This window comes from Pseudomonas sp. NY8896, from assembly GCF_039634505.1.
This window is the reverse complement of sequence record NZ_CP132350.1, coordinates 3812372-3831118: the sequence shown is the minus strand read 5'-3', so window position 1 is coordinate 3831118 and position 18747 is coordinate 3812372. Positions and strand designations below refer to the sequence as shown.

Here is an 18747-nt window from a genome sequence, read left to right as displayed (position 1 = left end):
TCGCCGTCTTTATGCCGGCCGGAACCGGCATAATGCCTGTCGATCCCGACCGTATGCAGGGTGTCGGTTTCGGTGGTGCATGACAAGCTATTGAAAAAACAATTTGCTCGCTCGGAACGTGATGATATGACAGACCTTTCCCACCCGGCACCTCGGTTTTCGGCAAGCGATGCAGAGGGCCTTGCAAAAGATTTCTTCAATGTCACCGGCATTGCAACGCCCCTGGACGGGGAGCGTGATTGCAACTACCGGCTGAAGACGGGCATGGATGCAGGCTGGATCCTGAAAATCGTCAATGCCAGCGAGCCCAGGGTAGAAAGCGAGTTTCAAACCGCGCTGCTCGATCACCTGGCCGTGCATGGCGCGCACTTGGGCGTGCCTCACCTGCGGGCCAGCGTGGCGGGCGATTACCTACCGACGGTGACCAGCGCCACAGGAGAACAGCACGCGGTGCGCCTGGTCAGCTGGTTGGCCGGCACGCCGCTCGCCGAGGCCAGGCGCTCCTTTGCGCTGATGAGAAACTTCGGCCAGGCACTCGGTGAGCTTGACCGCGCCCTGCAGGGCTTCATGCACCCGGGCGCCGTTCGTGAACTGGACTGGGACCTGCGCCATGCGGCGCGCGCTCGATCACGCCTGCACTGCATCAAGAGCCCCGAGCGGCGGGCCATTGCCGAACGTTTCATCACCCAGTTCGAACAGAATGTCCAGCCCAGGCTGGCTTCACTTCGCGCCCAGGTGATCCACAACGACGCCAACGACTGGAACATTCTGGTCGATGCCGAATCCACCAGCAACGTGACTGGCTTCATCGACTTTGGCGACGCAGTGCATAGCGTGCTGATTGCCGAAGTCGCGATCGCCAGCGCTTACGCCATTCTCGACATGGACGACCCGATCGGCGCTGCTGCTGCGCTGGTGGCCGGCTTCCATGACAAGTACCCGTTGCAAGCGCAAGAGCTGGATGTGCTATTCAACCTGATTGCCATGCGCCTGGTCATCAGCGTCACGTTTTCTGCTTCGCGGCACGATCAGGCAGGCGACAATCCCTACCTGGCGATCAGCGAAGCCCCTGCCTGGCGCCTGCTGGAACAGCTTGATGCGATGAACCCACGGCTGGCCACTGGCATCCTGCGCAAGGCCTGTGGTTTCGATGCCATCGACGGTGCCGGGGAAATCCGCCGCTGGATTGCGGATAACCACAAAGCGTTCGCCGACCTGGTACACCCTTCAGCCGCCATCCTCAACAAAGTGATCGCGCCGTTTGGCGACGCCAGCCACGAAATGACCATCGCTTCGGCCGAGCAACGTCCTGCAGATGCGACCCGCTGGTGGGACGCGTACTCTGCCGCGCACAAGGTGCCGCTGGCCATCGGGCCATGGGGCGAGTTGCGCACCATCTATACCGACAGTGCTTTTGAGTCCCGTTTCATCAAGGGGCAGCGCCGCACCTTGCATGTGGGTGTCGACCTGGTGATGCCGGCGGGTACGCCTTTGTACGCACCGATCGCCGGCACCGTCAGAAGCGTCGAGATAGAACCAGACCCGCTTGGGTATGGTGGCCTGGTGATGATCGAGCACGCACCGACAGGTTGCCCGCCATTTCTGACCTTGTGGGGGCACATGGCCCATGAGGCGCTCGGCCGCTTGAAAGCCGGTGACAAGCTAGAGGCTGGCGACCTGGTCGGTTACATGGGCACCGACCATGAAAATGGCGGCTGGATCCCCCACCTGCATCTGCAGATGGCCACCGATACCCAGCTGACCGCGAGCGAGGTCATTGGCGTTGGTGAGCCAGAGTACCGTGACGTGTGGGCTGACTTGTTCCCTGATGCCTCGATGTTGGCCGGCATTCCGCCAGAGACCTACGACCAGCAGGGCATGACCAAGGCCCAGATCATTGCCAAGCGCAAGGAGTTGCTGCTACCGAACCTGTCAATTTCGTACACTGACCCGATCAAGTTCGTGCGTGGCGATGGCGTATGGCTGATCGACAACTTCGGGCGGGCCTACCTGGACTGCTTCAATAACGTCTGCCACCTGGGCCATAGCCATCCCGATGTGGTCGAAGCCTTGACCCGTCAGGCTGCGCGACTGAACACCAATACCCGCTACCTTCATGACAACATCGTCGAATACGCCGAACGCCTGACCGGCACCTTGCCAGAGGGGCTTTGCGTCGCGTCCTTTGGTTGTTCGGGCAGTGAAGCCAACAGTTTGATGCTGCGCATGGCGCGCAACTACACAGGCAGTGACCAGGCAATCGTGCTGGACTGGGCCTACCACGGCACCACCCAGGAGCTCATTGACCTGAGCCCATACAAGTACAAGCGCAAGGCCGGCAAAGGCAGGGCGGCGCATGTTTACGAGGCGGTGGTCCCGGACAGCTACTACGCGCCCGAGCATTGGCCAGTGGAAGAGCACGGCAAGCGCTTTGCCGAGTCGGTAGCAGAGCAACTGGATGCCATGCGCAAGGCAGGCAAGAAGCCCGCTTTTTTCCTTGCCGAGTCGATTCCCAGCGTGGCGGGGCAGGTGTTCCTGCCCGAACACTACCTGCAGGAGGTATACGCCATGGTGCGCGCCGAAGGTGGGCTGTGCCTGGCCGATGAGGTACAGGTCGGGTTTGGCCGTGTGGGCAGCCACTGGTGGGCATTCGAGACTCAGGGCGTAGTGCCGGATGCTGTCACCATGGGCAAGCCGATCGGTAACGGCCACCCGATGTCGGCGGTCGTGACCACGCGCGAGGTTGCCGATGCCTTCAACAACGGCATGGAGTATTTCAATACCTTCGCCGGCAACCCCGTGTCGTGCGCGGTAGGCCTGGCAGTGCTCGATGCGATCGAGCGCGACCAGTTGAAGGAAAATGCCTTGAACGTTGGCAATTACCTGCTCGATGGTTTCCGCAAGCTGCAGCAGCAATTTGATGTGATTGGTGATGTGCGCGGCCTGGGCCTGTTCCTCGGCATTGTGCTGGTCACTGACCGTCAGTCGAAGGTGCCGGCCACGGCCTTGGCCAGGAAAGTAGCCGACGGCGCCAGGGAGCGCGGCGTGTTGATCGGCACCGAGGGCCCGCATGACAATGTGTTGAAAATGCGGCCTTCAATGATTTTCAGCCGGGCCAATGCCGATTTCCTGCTCGAGGTGCTGAAAGACAGCTTCATCGCAGCGCTGAAATAGCCTATCGGCTGGGCAGGAGGGCGTGCCGAGGGGCACGCCCTTTGTCGTGTGCTCAGGCTTTTTGGCGGTCAATATCGCGCCGTAGCACCACCGCCGTAGTGATGTCGTCTACAGAGTCATGGCACGCCACAGCGTCTCGTACCCGGTTCAAGTCATCGATCGTCCTCGCCTCTACTTCGACCACCAGGTCGAGTTGCCCGCTGACCGATGAAACCCGTTTCACCTGGGCGTTTTGTGCCAGCAGGTCCAGCAGCCCGAGTGCTGGTGTACGTTTCAGTGCTACCAGGATAATCGCCCGTATTACATTGGCATCGATTTCACCAATGTCGGCACGGTAGCCGCGAATGACCCCGCTACGCTCCAGCTGCAAAACCCGCTCGCTGGTAGCACTTCGCGACAGGCCGATTCTTGCCGCCAGCGCTTTGAGTGCCACGCGTGCTTCCTTGGAAAGTATCTCGAGGATTTCCCGATCTTTGATGTCTAATTCGCGCAATGCTGGCACTCCTGCCTGTTCACCGGTAAATGGCCGGATGCCCCAGTGAAGTGCAGGAGGCACGCCAGCCGAATACTTGCTAGTTTTTGGTGCATTGCAAGACACTACTCCAGTTTTGAAACCGGTCGAAGTAGCGCCGACATTATGTCGGTCGATCCCGGCAATGTGCCACCCGAACACGCACATTGCAGGGTGATTTCAAGGTGTCCGTGTGCAAAGCTCTTTGTGAAGGAGGGGCCATCAAGCGCCCCAGACAATAAGAAATACAAACTTCCAAGGAGTGCCTCGATGCGGGTAAGAAAAACCAGGATGCTACTTGCATCCAGCGCAGTGGCAGTAATTGCATTGTTCTCTCAGGGCGTGGCGCAGGCCGATGACCTGCAGGCAGTTCAAGAATCAAAAATACTGCGCGTGGCCATGAGCGGCCAGTACGCTCCCTTCAGTTTCGCCAACGAAAAGAATGAAATTGTGGGTTTCGACGCCTCCATTGGTGAAGCACTCGCCCAGCGCTTGGGTGTAAAGATAAAAATCATCACCACCCCCTTCGACGGCATTATTGCCGGGCTGTTAGCCAAAAAGTATGACGCCGTCATCGCTTCGATGACCATTACTCCCGAGCGGCTGAAAGCCGTTGATTTCGTGGGGCCTTATTACCATGCGGGCCGTACCATCGGTGTAAAGGAAGGCTCTCCGATCAAGGGGCTGGATGACCTCAAGGACGTCACCGTTGGCGTTACCTTGGGCGACTCGCATGACAAATGGGCGCGTGCTCGCGGCAATCTTAAAGTGCGCACCTATAAAGGGTTGCCGGAAATGCTGGTCGACCTGGATGCCGGGCGTATCGATGCGGTAGTGATGGACAGCATTCCGGTCATGGTTGCGGTAAAGGAAACCGGTCAGAAAGTGCGCATCATCAACCTGCCCGACGAGCAGGGTGGCCGTGAAGGCCTCGGCATTGCCATCCGCAGGAACAACCCTGAACTCAAGGCCCAGTTGCAGAAGGCCCTGGACGAGATCCTGGCCGATGGCACTTATAAAGAAATCTCCATGAGATGGGTGGGTAGCGACATCCGCTGATGCACACCTGCAGTGGCCTGGCCGACAGGTTGGGCCAGGTTGGCTGAACTTTGTGAGTGGTTTTTATGGACCTGTCATTGATCCTCCGTACCTACCCGTTTTTCATGGAAGCCGCTTGGGTAACTGTGCAAATTTCATTACTTTCATTATTACTGGGTTTGGGCCTGGCAATCATTCTCGTGGCAGGCAGGTTATCGCCAGTCATTATCCTGCGATGGGCAGCCAAGATTTACGTCAGCGTATTTCGCGGTACGCCCTGCCTCGTGCAGTTGTTCATTATCTACTTTGGCGGGCCACAGATAGGCATAGAGCTGGAGCCATTCTCTGCTGCGGTGATCGGCTTAGGCATGAATATCGCTGCGTATATGTCCGAGTCCATCAGAGGTGCTATCGACAACGTCGACCCTGGCCAGGAGGAGGGCGCACGGTAAATTGGTTTCAGCCGCAGGCAGACGCTGTTGTTCATCATCATTCCACAAGCACTGAAACTCATGATCAGGCCGCTTGGCGTCAATGCCATTGGCCTGATAAAGGGCTCTGCCCTGGTGTCGGCCATTTCGGTTGTTGAACTGACATATACCGCGCAGCGCTTCATCAGCTCAACTTACAAACCGTTCGAGATATTCATGGTGTCGGCGTTGCTTTATATCGTCATGGTCTACTCGGTCAAGTACTTGGTGGAAGTACTGGACCGGCGATACGCGACCAAGTGAGGAGTACCCGTGGAAGGATTAAACCTGAGTGTCATCACGCCTTACTATGAAATGCTGGCGACCGGCCTGTGGTGGACGGTTGTCATGTTTCTCTGTTCCAGTGTCATCAGCGTGGTGGTGGGCGTGCTGTTTGCCCTGATCGACTTGTATGCGCCCAGGGCCATGGCATTGCCTGTGCGTTTCGTCACCTGGCTGTTGATGGGCACGCCCTTGTTGCTGCAACTGTATTTGATCTACTACGGGTTGGTTCAGGTGGGAATCGATATTCCGGCGCTGGCTGCCGGAATCATCGGGCTGAGCCTGCACTTTGCGGTGTACAACGCTGATGTGATCAAGTCGGGGATCGAGGCAGTTGACCCTGGCCAGATAGAAGGCGCGCGCTCGATTGGCCTGAGCAAGGCAATGACCCAGCGCTACATCATCGTTCCGCAGGCGCTCAGAAAAACCATTGCGCCGCTTGGGAACAACCTCATTGTCTTGCTCAAAGACACGTCGCTGGTATCGATCATTGGTATCGCCGAACTGGTCTACAGCGCCCAACTGGCAGTCAGCGAAACGTACAGCCCCTTTGAGTTCTACATCGCCGTGGCGGTGATCTACTACGTGGCCAACCTGGTGCTCGAGGCTGGGTTGCATCTTATTGAAGCAAAGGTCGAGATGTCACGATGAACAACAACGTTATGGTGGAAGTGAAGGGCGCTCGTAAAGCCTACGGTGCACTTGAAGTGCTCAAGGGTATCGACCTGTCGGTGTCGCGTGGGCAGATTGTCGCCATCATTGGCCCCAGCGGCTCGGGTAAAAGTACCTTGCTGCGCTCGATCAATCATCTCGAAGTGCTTAATGGTGGTGAGGTCTGGCTTGACGGCGATCAGGTCAACCGGCCCTTGAAAGGCCGCGCCTTCGAACAGCATATCAACCGGGTGCGCCAACAGATGGGCATGGTGTTCCAGCACTTCAACCTGTTCCCGCACCTTACCGTCTGTGAAAACATCGCGATAGGGCCTGTGAAGTTGAAAGGCTACTCGAAAAGTGCGGCCAGGGCGTTAGCCCTGGAGTACTTGCAGAAGGTCGGGTTGGCTAACAAGATCGACGAGTACCCATCACGTTTGTCTGGGGGGCAAAAACAGCGTGTTGCCATCGCCCGTGCGCTGGCCATGCAACCCAAGGTCATGTTGTTCGATGAGGCGACCTCGGCGCTGGACCCCGAGCTTGTGGAGGAAGTGAACCTGGTCATGAAGCAACTGGCGGCCGAACACATGACCATGCTGATCGTCACCCACGAGATGCGTTTCGCGGGGGAGGTGGCCGATCAGATTGTGTTCATGGATGGCGGGGTGGTCGTGGAGCAGGGTACTCCGAGTGAAATCCTGAGCAACCCAGTTCAGGACCGCACCCGGGCTTTTCTGAAAAAGCATCTGCATGACCGCTAGTTCACCGGAAAAATGAGTCGAAGCCTCCTATTTTTTAAGTTGTCGCTTCCAGATACCTGGGGGATGTGCAGAAGCAAACCCCGCGTTTGGCCAATAAGCCGGCATACCAAATCCTGATCAGTAATGGTTCCACCACGCATCGCACAATTCACTAACGCCAACCAGGCGGCCCAGGCGGCGGACGTGGCCGCGGCCATTTCCCTGCAGGTACTCAAGGGCACCATTCGGGCCTTCGACCCGCGCTACCACTCGGTCAAGGCCCATGTCGCCCAGGCGCAGACCGCTCGCTATATCAAGCAGTTGCTGGGTGACAGCCAGCTGATCGAGGAGAACATCGACTACCGCCTGCAAGACACCTACAGCCTGCGCGCCATCCCCCAGGTGCATGGTGCCTCCAAGCAGTTCATCGCCTACGCCCAGGCCTGCATCGACAACGAGATCGGCTCCTCGGGCGACGATGTGGCAACCAAGAAGACCCGGTGAGCTTTGCCTTCAACGCAGCCATAAAGGCGTACCAAGTGTCGCGCAAGCTGGAGTCGGTGCTAGCCATCGAGATCCTGGTCGGCTGCCAGGCCCTGGACTTTCATGAGGTGGGCAAGGCCTCCAGTGCCACGCGTGCGCTCTATGAACTGGTGCGCAGTCGCGTGCCAGTGGCCAATGAAGACCGCGCGTTCTACGCCGATATCGTTGCGGTGACTGAGCAACTACGCGAGGGCGAAGTGCTCGCAGTCATTGATCGCGTGCTTGCCAATCTGTGATTGCGTACCGGCCCGGTGGATATACTGGGCCGGCTCCGGAGTTTGTTGAGCGATCAAATCACCTGTGGCGAACCCTCAAATACACGATTTAACATAATATGCATTATGAGTAACTTCATATTTCAGTGCCGTACCGTGGACGGCCAGATGTTAAGCCAGCACAAGCTCCTCACTCATTCAAACCGTTGGCTTAATTGATCCAGGTTAAGGTTGGCTCACATTACCTTGAGTAAAATGCGAGCTCCGCACCCTCACGGGGAATCTGGCATGACGATCATCGTAACCGGCGCCGCGGGATTCATCGGCAGCAATCTCGTTCAGGCACTCAACCAACGCAACGAGACCAATATCATTGCCGTCGACGATCTGACCGATGGCGACAAGTTCAGCAACCTGGCCGACAGTGAAATTGCCGATTACCTGGACAAGGACGATTTTCTCGACCGGTTCGGTCGCGGCCAGTTTGGCAAGGTGCGCGCCGTTCTGCACCAGGGTGCGTGTTCAAGCACCGTCGAAGGCGACGGTCGTTTCATGATGGACAACAACTACCGGTTCAGCCGTGAGTTGCTGACGTCTGCACAGCACCAGGAAATCCCGCTGCTATATGCATCATCGGCCGCCGTATACGGCGCAGGACGCATCTTTAGCGAACAGCGTGAGTGTGAACGCCCGCTGAACGTCTATGGCTATTCCAAGTTTCTGTTCGATCAACAGGTGCGCCGGCAACTGACGGCGGCTCGCAGCCAGGTCGTCGGCTTGCGTTATTTCAATGTCTACGGGCCCCATGAGCAGCATAAAGGCCCGATGGCCTCAGTGGCCTTGCACTGCTTCAATCAGTACCAGGCTCGCGGAAAAGTCAGCTTGTTCGGTAGCTATGGGGACTTCCCCAGCGGTGGCCATCTGCGGGATTTCGTCTCTGTTGAGGATGTGGTCAAGGTCAATATGTTCTTCCTTGAACGACCACAACTCAGTGGCATATTCAATGTTGGCAGTGGTCGTGCCCAGCCATTCAACGACGTTGCTCTGGCTGTGATCAATCGGCTGCGCGAACGGCAAGACCTACCCCCTTTGTCGCTTGATATGGCCTTGCTTGAGGGGGTACTGGAGTACAGCGAATTTCCTGATCATTTGCGTGGCAAATACCAGTGCTACACCTGTGCCGACCTGGAGCGCTTGCGCGCTGCTGGTTACAAGGCGCCTACATTGACAGTCCAGCAAGGCGTGGCCCGCTACTGTGACTGGTTGCAGGGTAACCAAAGCCCGCCGCCCGCTCCTTTCAAGCAAGCGGCGGCAGCTTGATGTTGCGCATTTGTGTGGTTGGCAGATGCTTTTACCTGCTTTGGTGCGATTTATTGGTGAATTATTGACGATAACTACACTAAATAGTCATTTAGCGTAGTTATATAAAAGGTCAGGTTAATGCCTGCACTTTTTCTTCAGGCCAACCCACCAAAACGCTTGTAGAAGCTCTCGTTCACATCCGGCAATGGTCCGTCTGCGGTTTCCAGCGCAGCGTTCAACCATTCCTCTGCCTTGGCAAACACCAGCCGATAGAGATTGCGGCACAGTTGTCGCGCAGCCCTTCCCTCCCAATCTCCTGGCAGCAGCTCGTCCGGTAGTTGCGGGTCGCGCAGCAGCAGGCGGCGGTACTCGTGTATCAGCAGTGTGCGTGCAAGGAAGCAATCTTGCGCATCCAGCAGTTGTTGCTCTTTCAAACCTTGCCAAAGCGGCCTGAACAGCTGGATGAACTCGCTGTACTGCTCCCCCAGCTCTTCGATACGCCAGCTTTCCCGCACCTGGGCGCGCATGGCCTTGGACGCGAGAACTTCCTGGGTGTGGGTTTCGAAGACGATGCTGTCGTCACTGGCTTCAAGGTCGCGCAACGTGGCAGCCAGGTCGGCACGGTCAGCCCTTGGGCAGCCCAGCAGGTTCGGGGCCATGACGCCGAACCCCTGCCATTCCAGCTCTTCACGCAAGGCCTTGCGCTTGCCAGCCTCGAGTTGTGACAGCAACACCAGCGTCCAGGCGCCGTCCCAAGCGGGCTGGCTCTGGCTGTAGACGCGTTTGAAGGCTTTTTCGAAACGTCGGCGGCCAGTGCCCGTCAAGCTGTAGTAACTGCGCCGGCCAACCTTTTCAGCGGTAAGCCAACCTTCTTTGGTCAGGCGAAAGATCGATGTGCGGATCAGCCGTTCATTGATGCCGATCGGCTCCAGCAGATTGATCAGGCTACCTAGCCAGACTGTCCCGCCGTGGGGCTCGATGGCATCGCCGTACAACGTGATGATCAGAGAGCTGGCGCGAATCGGCGTCTGCTCCTGAAAGCGGGTAATCAAATTGTTCAGTGGGGCAAGATTGCTCATGGGCGAACTGTGCGCGGAGAAAGCACCGACTATACCTGTGCGGCGGGCCGCCTGGCCATGGCGTGTCACTGCCAGGTTCATGCGCTTGCCTGGCCCTTGGGCCTGACACCGGAGTCTTCCATGCGTGGGCGCCCCGGTTCTGCCTCGGCCAGCGGCGGGCATTCGACCATACTGTTCATGCAACGCTGCGCCAGATGCTGGTACTGCGCGGTGCCGCGCTGCTTCCAGGCCAGCTCCTGATCGGTCAATGGGCGCTTGACCTGAGCCGGCGAACCCATCACCAGGCTCTGCACGGCACATTCGAAGCCAGCCTTGACGAACGCTGTGGCCGCAACGATGCAGCGTGGCGCTACGTGGGCGCCATCCATCACCACCGCGTTCATGCCGATCAAGGCGTCCTCACCCACGCGACATCCGTGCAGCACGGCACCATGGCCGACGTGCCCATTGCGCTCCACTACGGTGTCACCGCCTGGGAAGCCATGCATCACGCAGGTGTCCTGAAGGTTGGCGCCCTCCTCTAGCACGATGCGGCCAAAATCGCCCCTCAGCGACGCCAGAGGGCCTATGTAGCAACGAGGGCCAACGATGACGTCACCGATCAGGACCGCGCTGGGGTGCACGTAGGCTGTGGGATGAACCACGGGCGTCAGGCCGTCCAGTCGATAGCAAGGCATGGCAAAGCTCCTGAAATGATTTGAAATGCCATTCGATCTTGTATCACAAGACATTTCGTCGTCAACCGGGTAGATCGTGTATCGCTTCAGTCAGGCCAAGTAAGCTGAAAGAAAGTGGCAAATCTTCTGCCTAAATGCCTTGATCAAACGTTTCATCAAGAATTTATAAGGTCGATGATGCTGGCAAAAAATACAACAAAGGGATACGAGATGCATTTTTGAATGTTGCATTTATGTATCGCGTAATGCATATACTGGCCGCACCTGGTCGTGATCCCGCATCACGCCCCTGCAAACAATTCCAAGAAATGCCGGCCCCACGATGTGCCGTGCGTGCAGCCAGAGGAACCCGACATGCCGCGATATCTCGCTGTGCAGGCGCCCGAACACGGCGTTCAGCTCATTACCTTGCAACGGCCCGAGGCCTTGAATGCCCTGTGCACCGAGCTACTGGCAGAACTGGCTGCTGCGTTACAGGCAGCCGCTGGCGACGAACAGATCGGCGCTGTTGTGATTACCGGCAGCGCCAAGGCATTCGCTGCAGGTGCCGACATCCGGGAAATGGCCGAGCGCGACCTGGTCGGCATACTCAATGATCCGCGCGTAGCCCACTGGCAAAGCATCGCGGCATTCACCAAGCCATTGATTGCCGCTGTCAATGGTTACGCCTTGGGTGGCGGTTGCGAACTGGTGATGTGCGCCGACATCGTCATCGCTGGCACCGATGCCCGCTTCGGCCAGCCAGAAATCAACCTCGGCATCATTCCCGGTGCCGGCGGCACCCAGCGCCTGTTGCGTGCCGTCGGTAAGCCGCTGGCCATGCAGATGGTTCTGACCGGTGAAGCAATCACCGCTCGCCACGCCCAGCAGGCGGGCCTTGTCAGCGAAATTTCCCAGCCCGAACTTACCGTCGAGCGCGCCATGCGGGTCGCCCGCAGCATCGCTGCCAAGGCGCCGCTTGCCGTGCGCCTGGCCAAGGAGGCGCTACTGAAGGCCGGTGATACCGACCTGGCCAGTGGCCTGCGCTTCGAACGCCATGCGTTCACCTTGCTGGCCGGTACCGCCGACCGGGACGAAGGCATCCGGGCCTTTCAGGAAAAGCGCCAGGCTCGTTTCCAGGGCCGCTAAACATCATTCCCTCGACTGACGGAGCGAGTCTGTCATGACTTTCCAGCACATCCTGTTTTCCATCGAGGACGGCGTTGCCCTCCTTTCATTGAACCGCCCCGAGCAACTGAACAGCTTTAACACCGCCATGCACATGGAGGTGCGCGAAGCACTCAAGCAAGTACGCCAGAGCAGTGAAGCGCGGGTGCTGTTGCTTACGGCTGAAGGCCGGGGCTTCTGCGCCGGCCAGGACCTGTCCGACCGCAACGTTGCCCCCGGCGCCGAAATACCGGACCTGGGCGAGTCGATCGACAAGTTCTACAACCCGCTGGTGCGCACCCTGCGCGACCTGCCGCTGCCAGTGATCTGTGCGGTCAACGGCGTGGCTGCCGGCGCTGGCGCAAATATCCCGCTGGCCTGCGATCTGGTGCTGGCCGCCCGCTCCGCCAGCTTCATCCAGGCCTTCTGCAAGATCGGCCTGGTGCCGGACTCTGGCGGCACCTGGCTGCTGCCGCGCCTGGTTGGCATGGCGCGGGCCAAGGCCCTGGCCATGCTGGGTGAGCGCCTTGGCGCCGAGCAGGCCCAGCAATGGGGGCTGATCCACCGGGTGGTGGATGATGCTGCACTGCGAGACGAAGCCCTCGCCCTCGCCCGCCAGCTCGCCACCCAGCCCACCTACGGCCTGGCCCTGATCAAGCGCAGCCTCAATGCCAGTTTCGATAATGGGTTTGACGAGCAGCTGGAGCTGGAGCGCGACCTGCAGCGCCTGGCCGGGCGCAGCGAGGACTACCGCGAAGGCGTGAGTGCCTTCATGAACAAGCGCACGCCAGTTTTCAAGGGGCGCTGAACATGAGCGCACTCGCAAGCAATGTGCAGGTGGCGGTGATCGGTGCCGGTGCCATGGGCGCCGGTATCGCCCAGGTGGCGGCCCAGGCCGGCCACCCAGTGAAGCTCTATGACAACCGCCCGGGGGCAGCTGCCCAGGCAGTGGCGGGTATTGATCGGCAGCTGGCCCGGCAAGTGGAAAAGGGCAAGCTGCAGGCCGTTGAACGGGAAGCGATCAGCGCCCGTCTGTGCCCGGTCGATACGCTCGAAGCTCTGGCCGATGCCGGCCTGGTGATTGAAGCCATCGTCGAAAACCTGCAGGTGAAACAGGCGCTGTTCAGTCAGCTCGAAACCCTGTGCGGCGCCGACTGCATTCTTGCCAGCAACACGTCGTCGCTGTCCATCACTAGCCTTGCTGCCGGTCTTGAGCGCCCGCAGCACGTGGTCGGCATGCACTTCTTCAACCCTGCTCCGTTGATGGCGCTGGTCGAAGTGGTGTCTGGCCTGGCAACCGCCCCGACAGTTGCCGCATGCATCTATGCCACTGCCCAGGCCTGGGGCAAACAGCCGGTGCACACGCGCTCTACACCGGGGTTTATCGTCAACCGTGTGGCGCGGCCGTTTTATGCCGAAAGCCTGCGCCTGCTGCAAGAAGGTGCCGCCGATTGCGCCAGCCTCGATGCGCTGCTGCGCGAGGCCGGGGGCTTCCGCATGGGGGCGTTCGAACTCACCGACCTGATCGGCCACGACGTCAATTACGCTGTCACTTGCTCGGTTTTCGATGCGTTCTATGGTGATTTCCGCTTCCAGCCATCACTGGTGCAGAAAGAACTGGTGGACGCCGGTCGCCTTGGGCGCAAGACCGGCCAGGGCTTCTATAGCTATGCCGAGGGCGCCGAACGCCCCCAGCCTGCCGAACTGCACAGCCTCGCCATTGCAGGTGCCTGCGTTGTCGAGGGCTGCCTGGGCGTGATGCAACCGCTGGCCGAACGCCTGCGCCAAAGCGGCATTGCCGTGACCCAGCGCGCCGGCAGCGGCCTGATCCAGGTGGGCGATGCCACCCTGGCCCTGTCCGACGGCCGTTTGGCCAGCCAACGCGCCCGTGAAGACGGCCTGCGCAACCTGGTGCTGCTCGACCTCGCGCTGGACTACGGCAGCGCCACGCGTATCGCCATTAGCTGGTCGGCCGATACCAGCGAAAGTGCCCGCGACCAAGCCGTTGCCCTGCTGCAGCGCGCAGGCCTTAAAGTGACCGGCGTCGCCGACCTGCCAGGCCTGGTGGTACTGCGCACCGTCGCGATGCTCGCCAACGAAGCCGCCGATGCCGTGTTGCAGGGTGTCGGCAGCGCTGCCGACATCGACCTGGCCATGCGCGCCGGCGTCAATTACCCCTGCGGCCCTCTGGCCTGGGCCGCGAACATCGGTATTGGCCACACCCTGCGCGTACTGGACAACCTGCAACGCAGCTATGGCGAGAGTCGCTACCGCCCTTCCCTGCTGTTGCGCCGCTGCGAAGCCAAAGGAGGCACCCTGCATGACTGAAGTGGAACTGGCACAAGCCTGTGCCGACGCCATGTACGCCCGGGACCAGGCCACTCAGGGCCTGGGCATCAGCCTGTTGGATGCCGGGCCGGGCCGGGCCAGCCTGCGCATGCCGGTACGTGCCGACATGATTCAGGGCCATGGCACCTGTCATGGTGGCTTCCTGTTCGCCTTGGCCGATTCGGCGTTTGCCTTCGCCTGCAACAGCTACGACCAAGCCACCGTGGCGCTGGGCTGCAGCATCGACTACCTGGCCCCGGCATTGCGCGATGACGTGCTCACCGCTCACGCCAGCGAAGTCAGCCGCAAAGGCCGTACCGGCCTGTACGACGTGCGCATCGACAACCAGCGCGGTGAGCTGGTGGCGATGTTCCATGGCAAATCCTACAAAGTGCGCGGCACCGTGCTGGCGCAGGAGACGCAAGATGACTGAACCGACCCTCGCCGATGCCTTGATCATCGACGCCGTGCGCACCCCCATTGGCCGCTATGCCGGCGCCTTGAGCAGCGTTCGCACCGACGACCTCGCGGCCGTCCCGCTCAAGGCGTTGATCCAGCGCCACCCCGAACTGGACTGGAAGGCCGTTGATGACGTGATCCTCGGGTGCGCCAACCAGGCAGGCGAAGACAACCGCAACGTGGCCCACATGGCCAGCCTGCTGGCCGGGCTACCGCTCGAAGTGCCGGGGACTACCATCAACCGCCTGTGCGGTTCTGGCCTGGATGCCATCGGCAATGCGGCCCGCGCCCTGCGCTGTGGCGAGGCTGGGCTGATGCTGGCTGGCGGCGTGGAGTCGATGTCGCGTGCGCCGTTTGTAATGGGTAAGTCGGAACAGGCATTCGGCCGCACGGCGGAACTGTTCGACACCACCATCGGCTGGCGTTTCGTCAACCCACGGATGAAGGCCGCCTACGGTACCGATTCGATGCCGGAAACTGCCGAGAACGTGGCTGAGCAGTTTGGTATTTCCCGCGCCGACCAGGATGTTTTCGCCCTGCGCAGCCAGCACAAGGCTGCCGCAGCGCAGGCCCGAGGCCGCCTGGCCCGGGAAATCGTGCCGGTCGAGATTGCGCAGCGCAAAGGCCCGGCCAAAGTGGTCGAGCATGACGAGCACCCACGCGGCGACACGACGCTGGAGCAGTTGGCCAAGCTGGGTACTCCATTCCGAGAGGGGGGGAGCGTAACCGCCGGCAATGCCTCCGGGGTCAATGACGGCGCGTGCGCCCTGCTACTGGCCAGCAGCGACGCTGCCCGCCTGCATGGTCTGAAAGCGCGCGGTCGCATCCTCGGCATGGCCGTGGCCGGGGTTGAGCCGCGGCTGATGGGCATCGGCCCGGTGCCGGCAACCCGCAAGGTACTTGAAATGACTGGGTTGTCGCTGGCTGACCTGGATGTCATCGAGCTCAACGAGGCCTTCGCCGCACAAGGTCTGGCCGTGTTGCGCGAGCTAGGCCTGACTGACGACGACGCGCGGGTCAACCGCAACGGTGGCGCGATTGCCCTGGGCCATCCGCTGGGCATGAGCGGTGCGCGGCTGGTGACCACGGCGCTGCACGAGCTGGAAGAGACGGGCGGTCGTTACGCCTTGTGCACCATGTGCATCGGCGTTGGCCAGGGCATTGCCATGGTCATCGAGCGCCTCTGAGCGGTTCACACCATCCGCCTGTTACCGAACTGAACGCAGCCGTATATGCTGCCTCCATGACACTCACCGCGCGGCCTGCAACCGCAGGCGCGCGGCGTACAAGAACAATTCGAGTGAAGCCATGAATATGTACCATGATGCCGATCGTGCCCTGCTGGACCCGATGGAAACCGCCAGCGTCGACGCCCTGCGCCAGCATCAGCTGGAGCGTTTGCGCTGGAGCCTGAAGCACGCCTATGACAACGTGCCGCTGTACCGTCAGCGCTTTGCCGAGTGCGGCGCCCACCCCGATGACCTCAAGTGCCTTGAAGATCTGGCGAAGTTCCCCTTCACCGGCAAGAACGACCTGCGCGACAACTACCCCTACGGCATGTTCGCAGTGCCGCAGGAAGACGTGGTGCGCTTGCATGCCTCCAGTGGCACCACCGGCAAGCCGACGGTGGTCGGCTACACCCAGAACGACATCGACACCTGGGCCAATGTGGTCGCCCGCTCGATCCGTGCCGGTGGCGGGCGCAAAGGCGACAAGGTACATGTTTCCTACGGCTATGGCCTGTTCACCGGTGGGCTTGGTGCACACTACGGCGCCGAGCGCCTGGGCTGTACAGTCATCCCCATGTCCGGCGGCCAGACCGAGAAGCAGGTGCAGCTGATTCGCGACTTCCAGCCCGATATCATCATGGTCACCCCATCCTACATGCTCAACCTGGCCGACGAGATCGAGCGCCAGGGCATCGACCCGCACGACCTCAAGCTGCGCCTGGGCATTTTCGGTGCCGAGCCCTGGACCGATGAACTGCGCCGCTCGATCGAGCAGCGTCTGGGTATCAACGCCCTCGATATCTATGGCTTGTCGGAGATCATGGGCCCAGGGGTGGCGATGGAATGCATCGAGACCAAGGACGGCCCGACCATCTGGGAAGACCACTTCTACCCCGAAATCATCGACCCAGTCACCGGCGAAGTGTTGCCGGACGGCCAGCTGGGCGAGCTGGTGTTTACCTCACTGAGCAAGGAAGCGCTGCCGATGGTGCGCTACCGCACCCGTGACCTTACCCGTCTGCTGCCCGGCACCGCCCGGCCCATGCGCAGAATCGGCAAGATCACCGGCCGCAGTGACGACATGCTGATCATTCGCGGGGTCAACGTGTTCCCCACGCAGATCGAGGAGCAGGTATTAAAAATAAAACAGCTTTCAGAGCTTTATGAGATTCATCTGTATCGCAATGGCAACCTGGACAGTGTCGAGGTGCATGTGGAGTTGCGTGCGGAGTGCCAGCACCTCGATGAAGGCCAGCGCAAGCTGGTTATCGGGGAATTGAGCAAACAGATCAAGACCTACATCGGCATCAGCACCCAGGTGCACCTGCAACCCTGCGGCACGCTCAAGCGCTCAGAAGGCAAGGCGTGCCACGTGTTCGACAAACGGTTGGCCAGCTGAGTCATTCGGCTGCCTTTTCGGCCCCGGCATGGTCCGGGGCTTTTTTTTGCCTGTTGGAGCGGCCTTGCGTCGCGATTGGCCTGCAAAGCAGCCCCCGTCGGTGGGCAATGTGATACACAAATCTTATTCGATACATATAAAACTGTTTGACGTTATGTTTTGTATCGCTTACAAATGGCTCATGCCTCAGCAGGAGTCTGAACTCATGTACGCACAGCTAGTGGAAACCGGAGTCAAGCGCGTCAAATCGCTGGAAGAAATGTCCCCCGAGGAGCGCAACTTCCAGGAAAAGATCGACGCCGAAATCAAGATCGAAGCCAAGAACTGGATGCCCGAGGCCTACCGCCAAACCCTCATCCGGCAGATCTCCCAGCACGCCCACTCGGAAATCGTCGGCATGCTGCCCGAAGGCAACTGGGTCACCCGCGCCCCCAGCCTCAAGCGCAAGCTGCAGTTGATGGCCAAGATCCAGGACGAAGCCGGCCACGGCCTGTACCTGTACAGCGCCATGGAAACCCTGGGTGCTGACCGCGACGAAGAAGTGGCCAAGCTGCACAGCGGCAAGGCCAAGTATTCAAGCATCTTCAACTACCCCACCCTCAGCTGGGCCGACATGGGCGCAGTGGGCTGGCTGGTAGATGGCGCGGCCATCGTCAACCAGGTGGTGCTGCAACGCACCTCCTACGGCCCCTACTCCCGCGCCATGATCCGTATCTGCAAGGAAGAGAGCTTCCACCAGCGCCAGGGCTACGAAATGCTCCTGACCATGATGCGTCATGGCACCCAGGCCCAGAAGGACATGGTCCAGGACGCCATCAACCGCCTGTGGTGGCCAGCGCTGATGATGTTCGGCCCCAGCGACGAGCACTCGCCCAACAGCGCCCAGTCGATGGCCTGGAAGATCAAGCGCCAGACCAACGACGAGCTGCGCCAGCGTTTCATCGACCAGACCGTGCCACAGCTCGAGCTACTTGGCTGCACTGCCCCGGACCCTGAGCTGAAGTGGAACGCCGAACGCGGCCATTACGACTTCGGCGAAATCCAGTGGGACGAATTCTACGAAGTGATCAAGGGCAATGGCCCGTGCAACCTGGAACGTATCGCCACTCGGCGCAACGCCATCGAGAGCGGTGCCTGGGTACGCGAGGCCGCCGTGGCCTACGCGCGCAAGCAACAGAACAAGAACGCCGCCTGAGCGGCGATTGATGCGGAGATCGAAAATGTCTGTCTGGACCCTCTACGAAGTGTTCGTGCGCAGCAAGCACGGCCTTAACCACAAGCATGTCGGCAGCGTGCACGCTGCCGATGCCGCCATGGCCATCGAGAACGCCCGCGAGCTGTACACCCGCCGCAGCGAAGGCGTGAGCCTGTGGGTGGTGCCTTCGGCGCTGATCACCGCCTCCTCCCCCGACGAGAAAGACCCGCTGTTCGCCCCCTCGGACGATAAGGTCTATCGCCATGCCAGCTTCTACGAGCTGCCCGACGAAGTCGGACACATGTGAGG

At 60.2% G+C, this 18747-nt stretch carries 18 protein-coding genes and 1 pseudogene; 16 read left to right on the top strand and 3 right to left on the bottom strand.

Going from position 1 to position 18747, the window contains the following annotated elements; translation table 11 throughout:
• Nucleotides 1-126: 126 nt before the first annotated feature.
• On the top strand, nucleotides 127-3174 hold the full coding sequence (locus Q9451_RS17145; RefSeq protein WP_012272241.1) for an aminotransferase class III-fold pyridoxal phosphate-dependent enzyme: 3048 nt from the start codon (nucleotides 127-129) through the stop codon (nucleotides 3172-3174).
• A gap of 52 nt (nucleotides 3175-3226) precedes the next feature.
• On the opposite strand, the gene Q9451_RS17140 is transcribed toward Q9451_RS17145, so the two are convergent.
• Nucleotides 3227-3667, bottom strand: coding sequence for an Lrp/AsnC family transcriptional regulator (locus Q9451_RS17140; protein ID WP_012272242.1), 441 nt, complete (start codon nucleotides 3665-3667; stop codon nucleotides 3227-3229).
• Between the two features lie 288 nt (nucleotides 3668-3955).
• Between Q9451_RS17140 and Q9451_RS17135 the strand changes: the two genes are divergently transcribed.
• The 7 genes and pseudogenes from Q9451_RS17135 (at nucleotide 3956) to rfaD (ending at nucleotide 8944) form a co-directional block, all read left to right on the top strand.
• A complete protein-coding gene (locus tag Q9451_RS17135) occupies nucleotides 3956-4744 on the top strand; it encodes an ABC transporter substrate-binding protein (RefSeq protein ID WP_012272243.1) in 789 nt (262 codons plus the stop codon).
• Nucleotides 4745-4809: 65 nt separating this feature from the next.
• A pseudogene (locus tag Q9451_RS17130) lies at nucleotides 4810-5457 on the top strand (amino acid ABC transporter permease).
• 9 nt (nucleotides 5458-5466) lie between these two features.
• Nucleotides 5467-6126 carry an amino acid ABC transporter permease gene (locus Q9451_RS17125; RefSeq protein ID WP_012272245.1) on the top strand — a complete coding sequence of 220 codons (660 nt, stop codon included), beginning with the start codon at nucleotides 5467-5469 and terminating at the stop codon, nucleotides 6124-6126.
• Between the two features lie 11 nt (nucleotides 6127-6137).
• On the top strand, nucleotides 6138-6887 hold the full coding sequence (locus tag Q9451_RS17120) for an amino acid ABC transporter ATP-binding protein (protein WP_123108812.1): 750 nt from the start codon (nucleotides 6138-6140) through the stop codon (nucleotides 6885-6887).
• 123 nt (nucleotides 6888-7010) lie between these two features.
• Nucleotides 7011-7370, top strand: coding sequence for an aromatic amino acid lyase (locus Q9451_RS17115; RefSeq protein WP_012272247.1), 360 nt, complete (start codon nucleotides 7011-7013; stop codon nucleotides 7368-7370).
• Between the two features lie 35 nt (nucleotides 7371-7405).
• Nucleotides 7406-7645 carry a hypothetical protein gene (locus Q9451_RS17110; protein ID WP_231118577.1) on the top strand — a complete coding sequence of 80 codons (240 nt, stop codon included), beginning with the start codon at nucleotides 7406-7408 and terminating at the stop codon, nucleotides 7643-7645.
• 267 nt (nucleotides 7646-7912) lie between these two features.
• On the top strand, nucleotides 7913-8944 hold the full coding sequence (gene rfaD, locus Q9451_RS17105; RefSeq protein WP_012272249.1) for an ADP-glyceromanno-heptose 6-epimerase: 1032 nt from the start codon (nucleotides 7913-7915) through the stop codon (nucleotides 8942-8944).
• 137 nt (nucleotides 8945-9081) lie between these two features.
• Here the strand turns inward: rfaD and paaX are convergent, their stop codons facing one another.
• Together paaX and paaY are read right to left on the bottom strand one after the other, a co-directional pair.
• Nucleotides 9082-10005: a phenylacetic acid degradation operon negative regulatory protein PaaX gene (gene paaX, locus Q9451_RS17100; RefSeq protein WP_176729444.1), complete on the bottom strand. Its 924-nt coding sequence runs from the start codon at nucleotides 10003-10005 to the stop codon at nucleotides 9082-9084.
• A 77-nt stretch (nucleotides 10006-10082) separates the two neighbouring features.
• Entirely contained in the window at nucleotides 10083-10682 is a 600-nt protein-coding gene (paaY, locus tag Q9451_RS17095) for a phenylacetic acid degradation protein PaaY (protein WP_012272251.1), read from the bottom strand.
• Nucleotides 10683-11036: 354 nt separating this feature from the next.
• On the opposite strand from paaY, the gene paaF reads away from it, so the two are divergent.
• From paaF to paaB, 8 genes are all read left to right on the top strand, one after another.
• Nucleotides 11037-11810 carry a 2,3-dehydroadipyl-CoA hydratase PaaF gene (paaF, locus tag Q9451_RS17090; RefSeq protein ID WP_012272252.1) on the top strand — a complete coding sequence of 258 codons (774 nt, stop codon included), beginning with the start codon at nucleotides 11037-11039 and terminating at the stop codon, nucleotides 11808-11810.
• Between the two features lie 34 nt (nucleotides 11811-11844).
• On the top strand, nucleotides 11845-12636 hold the full coding sequence (gene paaG, locus Q9451_RS17085) for a 2-(1,2-epoxy-1,2-dihydrophenyl)acetyl-CoA isomerase PaaG (RefSeq protein ID WP_012272253.1): 792 nt from the start codon (nucleotides 11845-11847) through the stop codon (nucleotides 12634-12636).
• Between the two features lie 2 nt (nucleotides 12637-12638).
• Nucleotides 12639-14156, top strand: a complete 1518-nt coding sequence (gene paaH, locus Q9451_RS17080) for a 3-hydroxyacyl-CoA dehydrogenase PaaH (protein ID WP_012272254.1) — start codon at nucleotides 12639-12641, stop codon at nucleotides 14154-14156.
• Nucleotides 14149-14589 (top strand): hydroxyphenylacetyl-CoA thioesterase PaaI, encoded by a 441-nt coding sequence (paaI, locus tag Q9451_RS17075; RefSeq protein ID WP_012272255.1) that lies wholly within the window; start codon nucleotides 14149-14151, stop codon nucleotides 14587-14589. The genes paaH and paaI overlap by 8 nt, the downstream gene beginning before the upstream one ends.
• Entirely contained in the window at nucleotides 14582-15802 is a 1221-nt protein-coding gene (gene pcaF, locus Q9451_RS17070; protein WP_012272256.1) for a 3-oxoadipyl-CoA thiolase, read from the top strand. The genes paaI and pcaF overlap by 8 nt, the downstream gene beginning before the upstream one ends.
• Nucleotides 15803-15923: 121 nt before the next feature.
• Nucleotides 15924-17243 carry a phenylacetate--CoA ligase PaaK gene (paaK, locus tag Q9451_RS17065; RefSeq protein ID WP_012272257.1) on the top strand — a complete coding sequence of 440 codons (1320 nt, stop codon included), beginning with the start codon at nucleotides 15924-15926 and terminating at the stop codon, nucleotides 17241-17243.
• Between the two features lie 205 nt (nucleotides 17244-17448).
• Nucleotides 17449-18438, top strand: a complete 990-nt coding sequence (gene paaA / locus Q9451_RS17060) for a 1,2-phenylacetyl-CoA epoxidase subunit PaaA (protein ID WP_012272258.1) — start codon at nucleotides 17449-17451, stop codon at nucleotides 18436-18438.
• A gap of 25 nt (nucleotides 18439-18463) precedes the next feature.
• Nucleotides 18464-18745, top strand: a complete 282-nt coding sequence (gene paaB, locus Q9451_RS17055; protein WP_004374528.1) for a 1,2-phenylacetyl-CoA epoxidase subunit PaaB — start codon at nucleotides 18464-18466, stop codon at nucleotides 18743-18745.
• The last annotated feature ends 2 nt before the right edge of the window (nucleotides 18746-18747 follow it).

Excerpts from the sequence above, each read along its gene's own strand:
- Q9451_RS17135 (WP_012272243.1), top strand. The coding sequence starts at position 3,956 with ATGCGGGTAAGAAAAACCAGGATGCTACTTGCATCCAGCGCAGTGGCA.
- paaH (WP_012272254.1), top strand. The coding sequence starts at position 12,639 with ATGAGCGCACTCGCAAGCAATGTGCAGGTGGCGGTGATCGGTGCCGGT.
- Q9451_RS17120 (WP_123108812.1), top strand. The coding sequence starts at position 6,138 with ATGGTGGAAGTGAAGGGCGCTCGTAAAGCCTACGGTGCACTTGAAGTG.
- paaF (WP_012272252.1), top strand. The coding sequence starts at position 11,037 with ATGCCGCGATATCTCGCTGTGCAGGCGCCCGAACACGGCGTTCAGCTC.
- paaK (WP_012272257.1), top strand. The coding sequence starts at position 15,924 with ATGAATATGTACCATGATGCCGATCGTGCCCTGCTGGACCCGATGGAA.
- pcaF (WP_012272256.1), top strand. The coding sequence starts at position 14,582 with ATGACTGAACCGACCCTCGCCGATGCCTTGATCATCGACGCCGTGCGC.
- paaG (WP_012272253.1), top strand. The coding sequence starts at position 11,845 with ATGACTTTCCAGCACATCCTGTTTTCCATCGAGGACGGCGTTGCCCTC.
- Q9451_RS17145 (WP_012272241.1), top strand. The coding sequence starts at position 127 with ATGACAGACCTTTCCCACCCGGCACCTCGGTTTTCGGCAAGCGATGCA.
- paaB (WP_004374528.1), top strand. The coding sequence starts at position 18,464 with ATGTCTGTCTGGACCCTCTACGAAGTGTTCGTGCGCAGCAAGCACGGC.
- paaY (WP_012272251.1), bottom strand. The coding sequence starts at position 10,682 with ATGCCTTGCTATCGACTGGACGGCCTGACGCCCGTGGTTCATCCCACA.
- Q9451_RS17115 (WP_012272247.1), top strand. The coding sequence starts at position 7,011 with ATGGTTCCACCACGCATCGCACAATTCACTAACGCCAACCAGGCGGCC.
- paaX (WP_176729444.1), bottom strand. The coding sequence starts at position 10,005 with ATGAGCAATCTTGCCCCACTGAACAATTTGATTACCCGCTTTCAGGAG.
- paaI (WP_012272255.1), top strand. The coding sequence starts at position 14,149 with ATGACTGAAGTGGAACTGGCACAAGCCTGTGCCGACGCCATGTACGCC.
- rfaD (WP_012272249.1), top strand. The coding sequence starts at position 7,913 with ATGACGATCATCGTAACCGGCGCCGCGGGATTCATCGGCAGCAATCTC.
- paaA (WP_012272258.1), top strand. The coding sequence starts at position 17,449 with ATGTACGCACAGCTAGTGGAAACCGGAGTCAAGCGCGTCAAATCGCTG.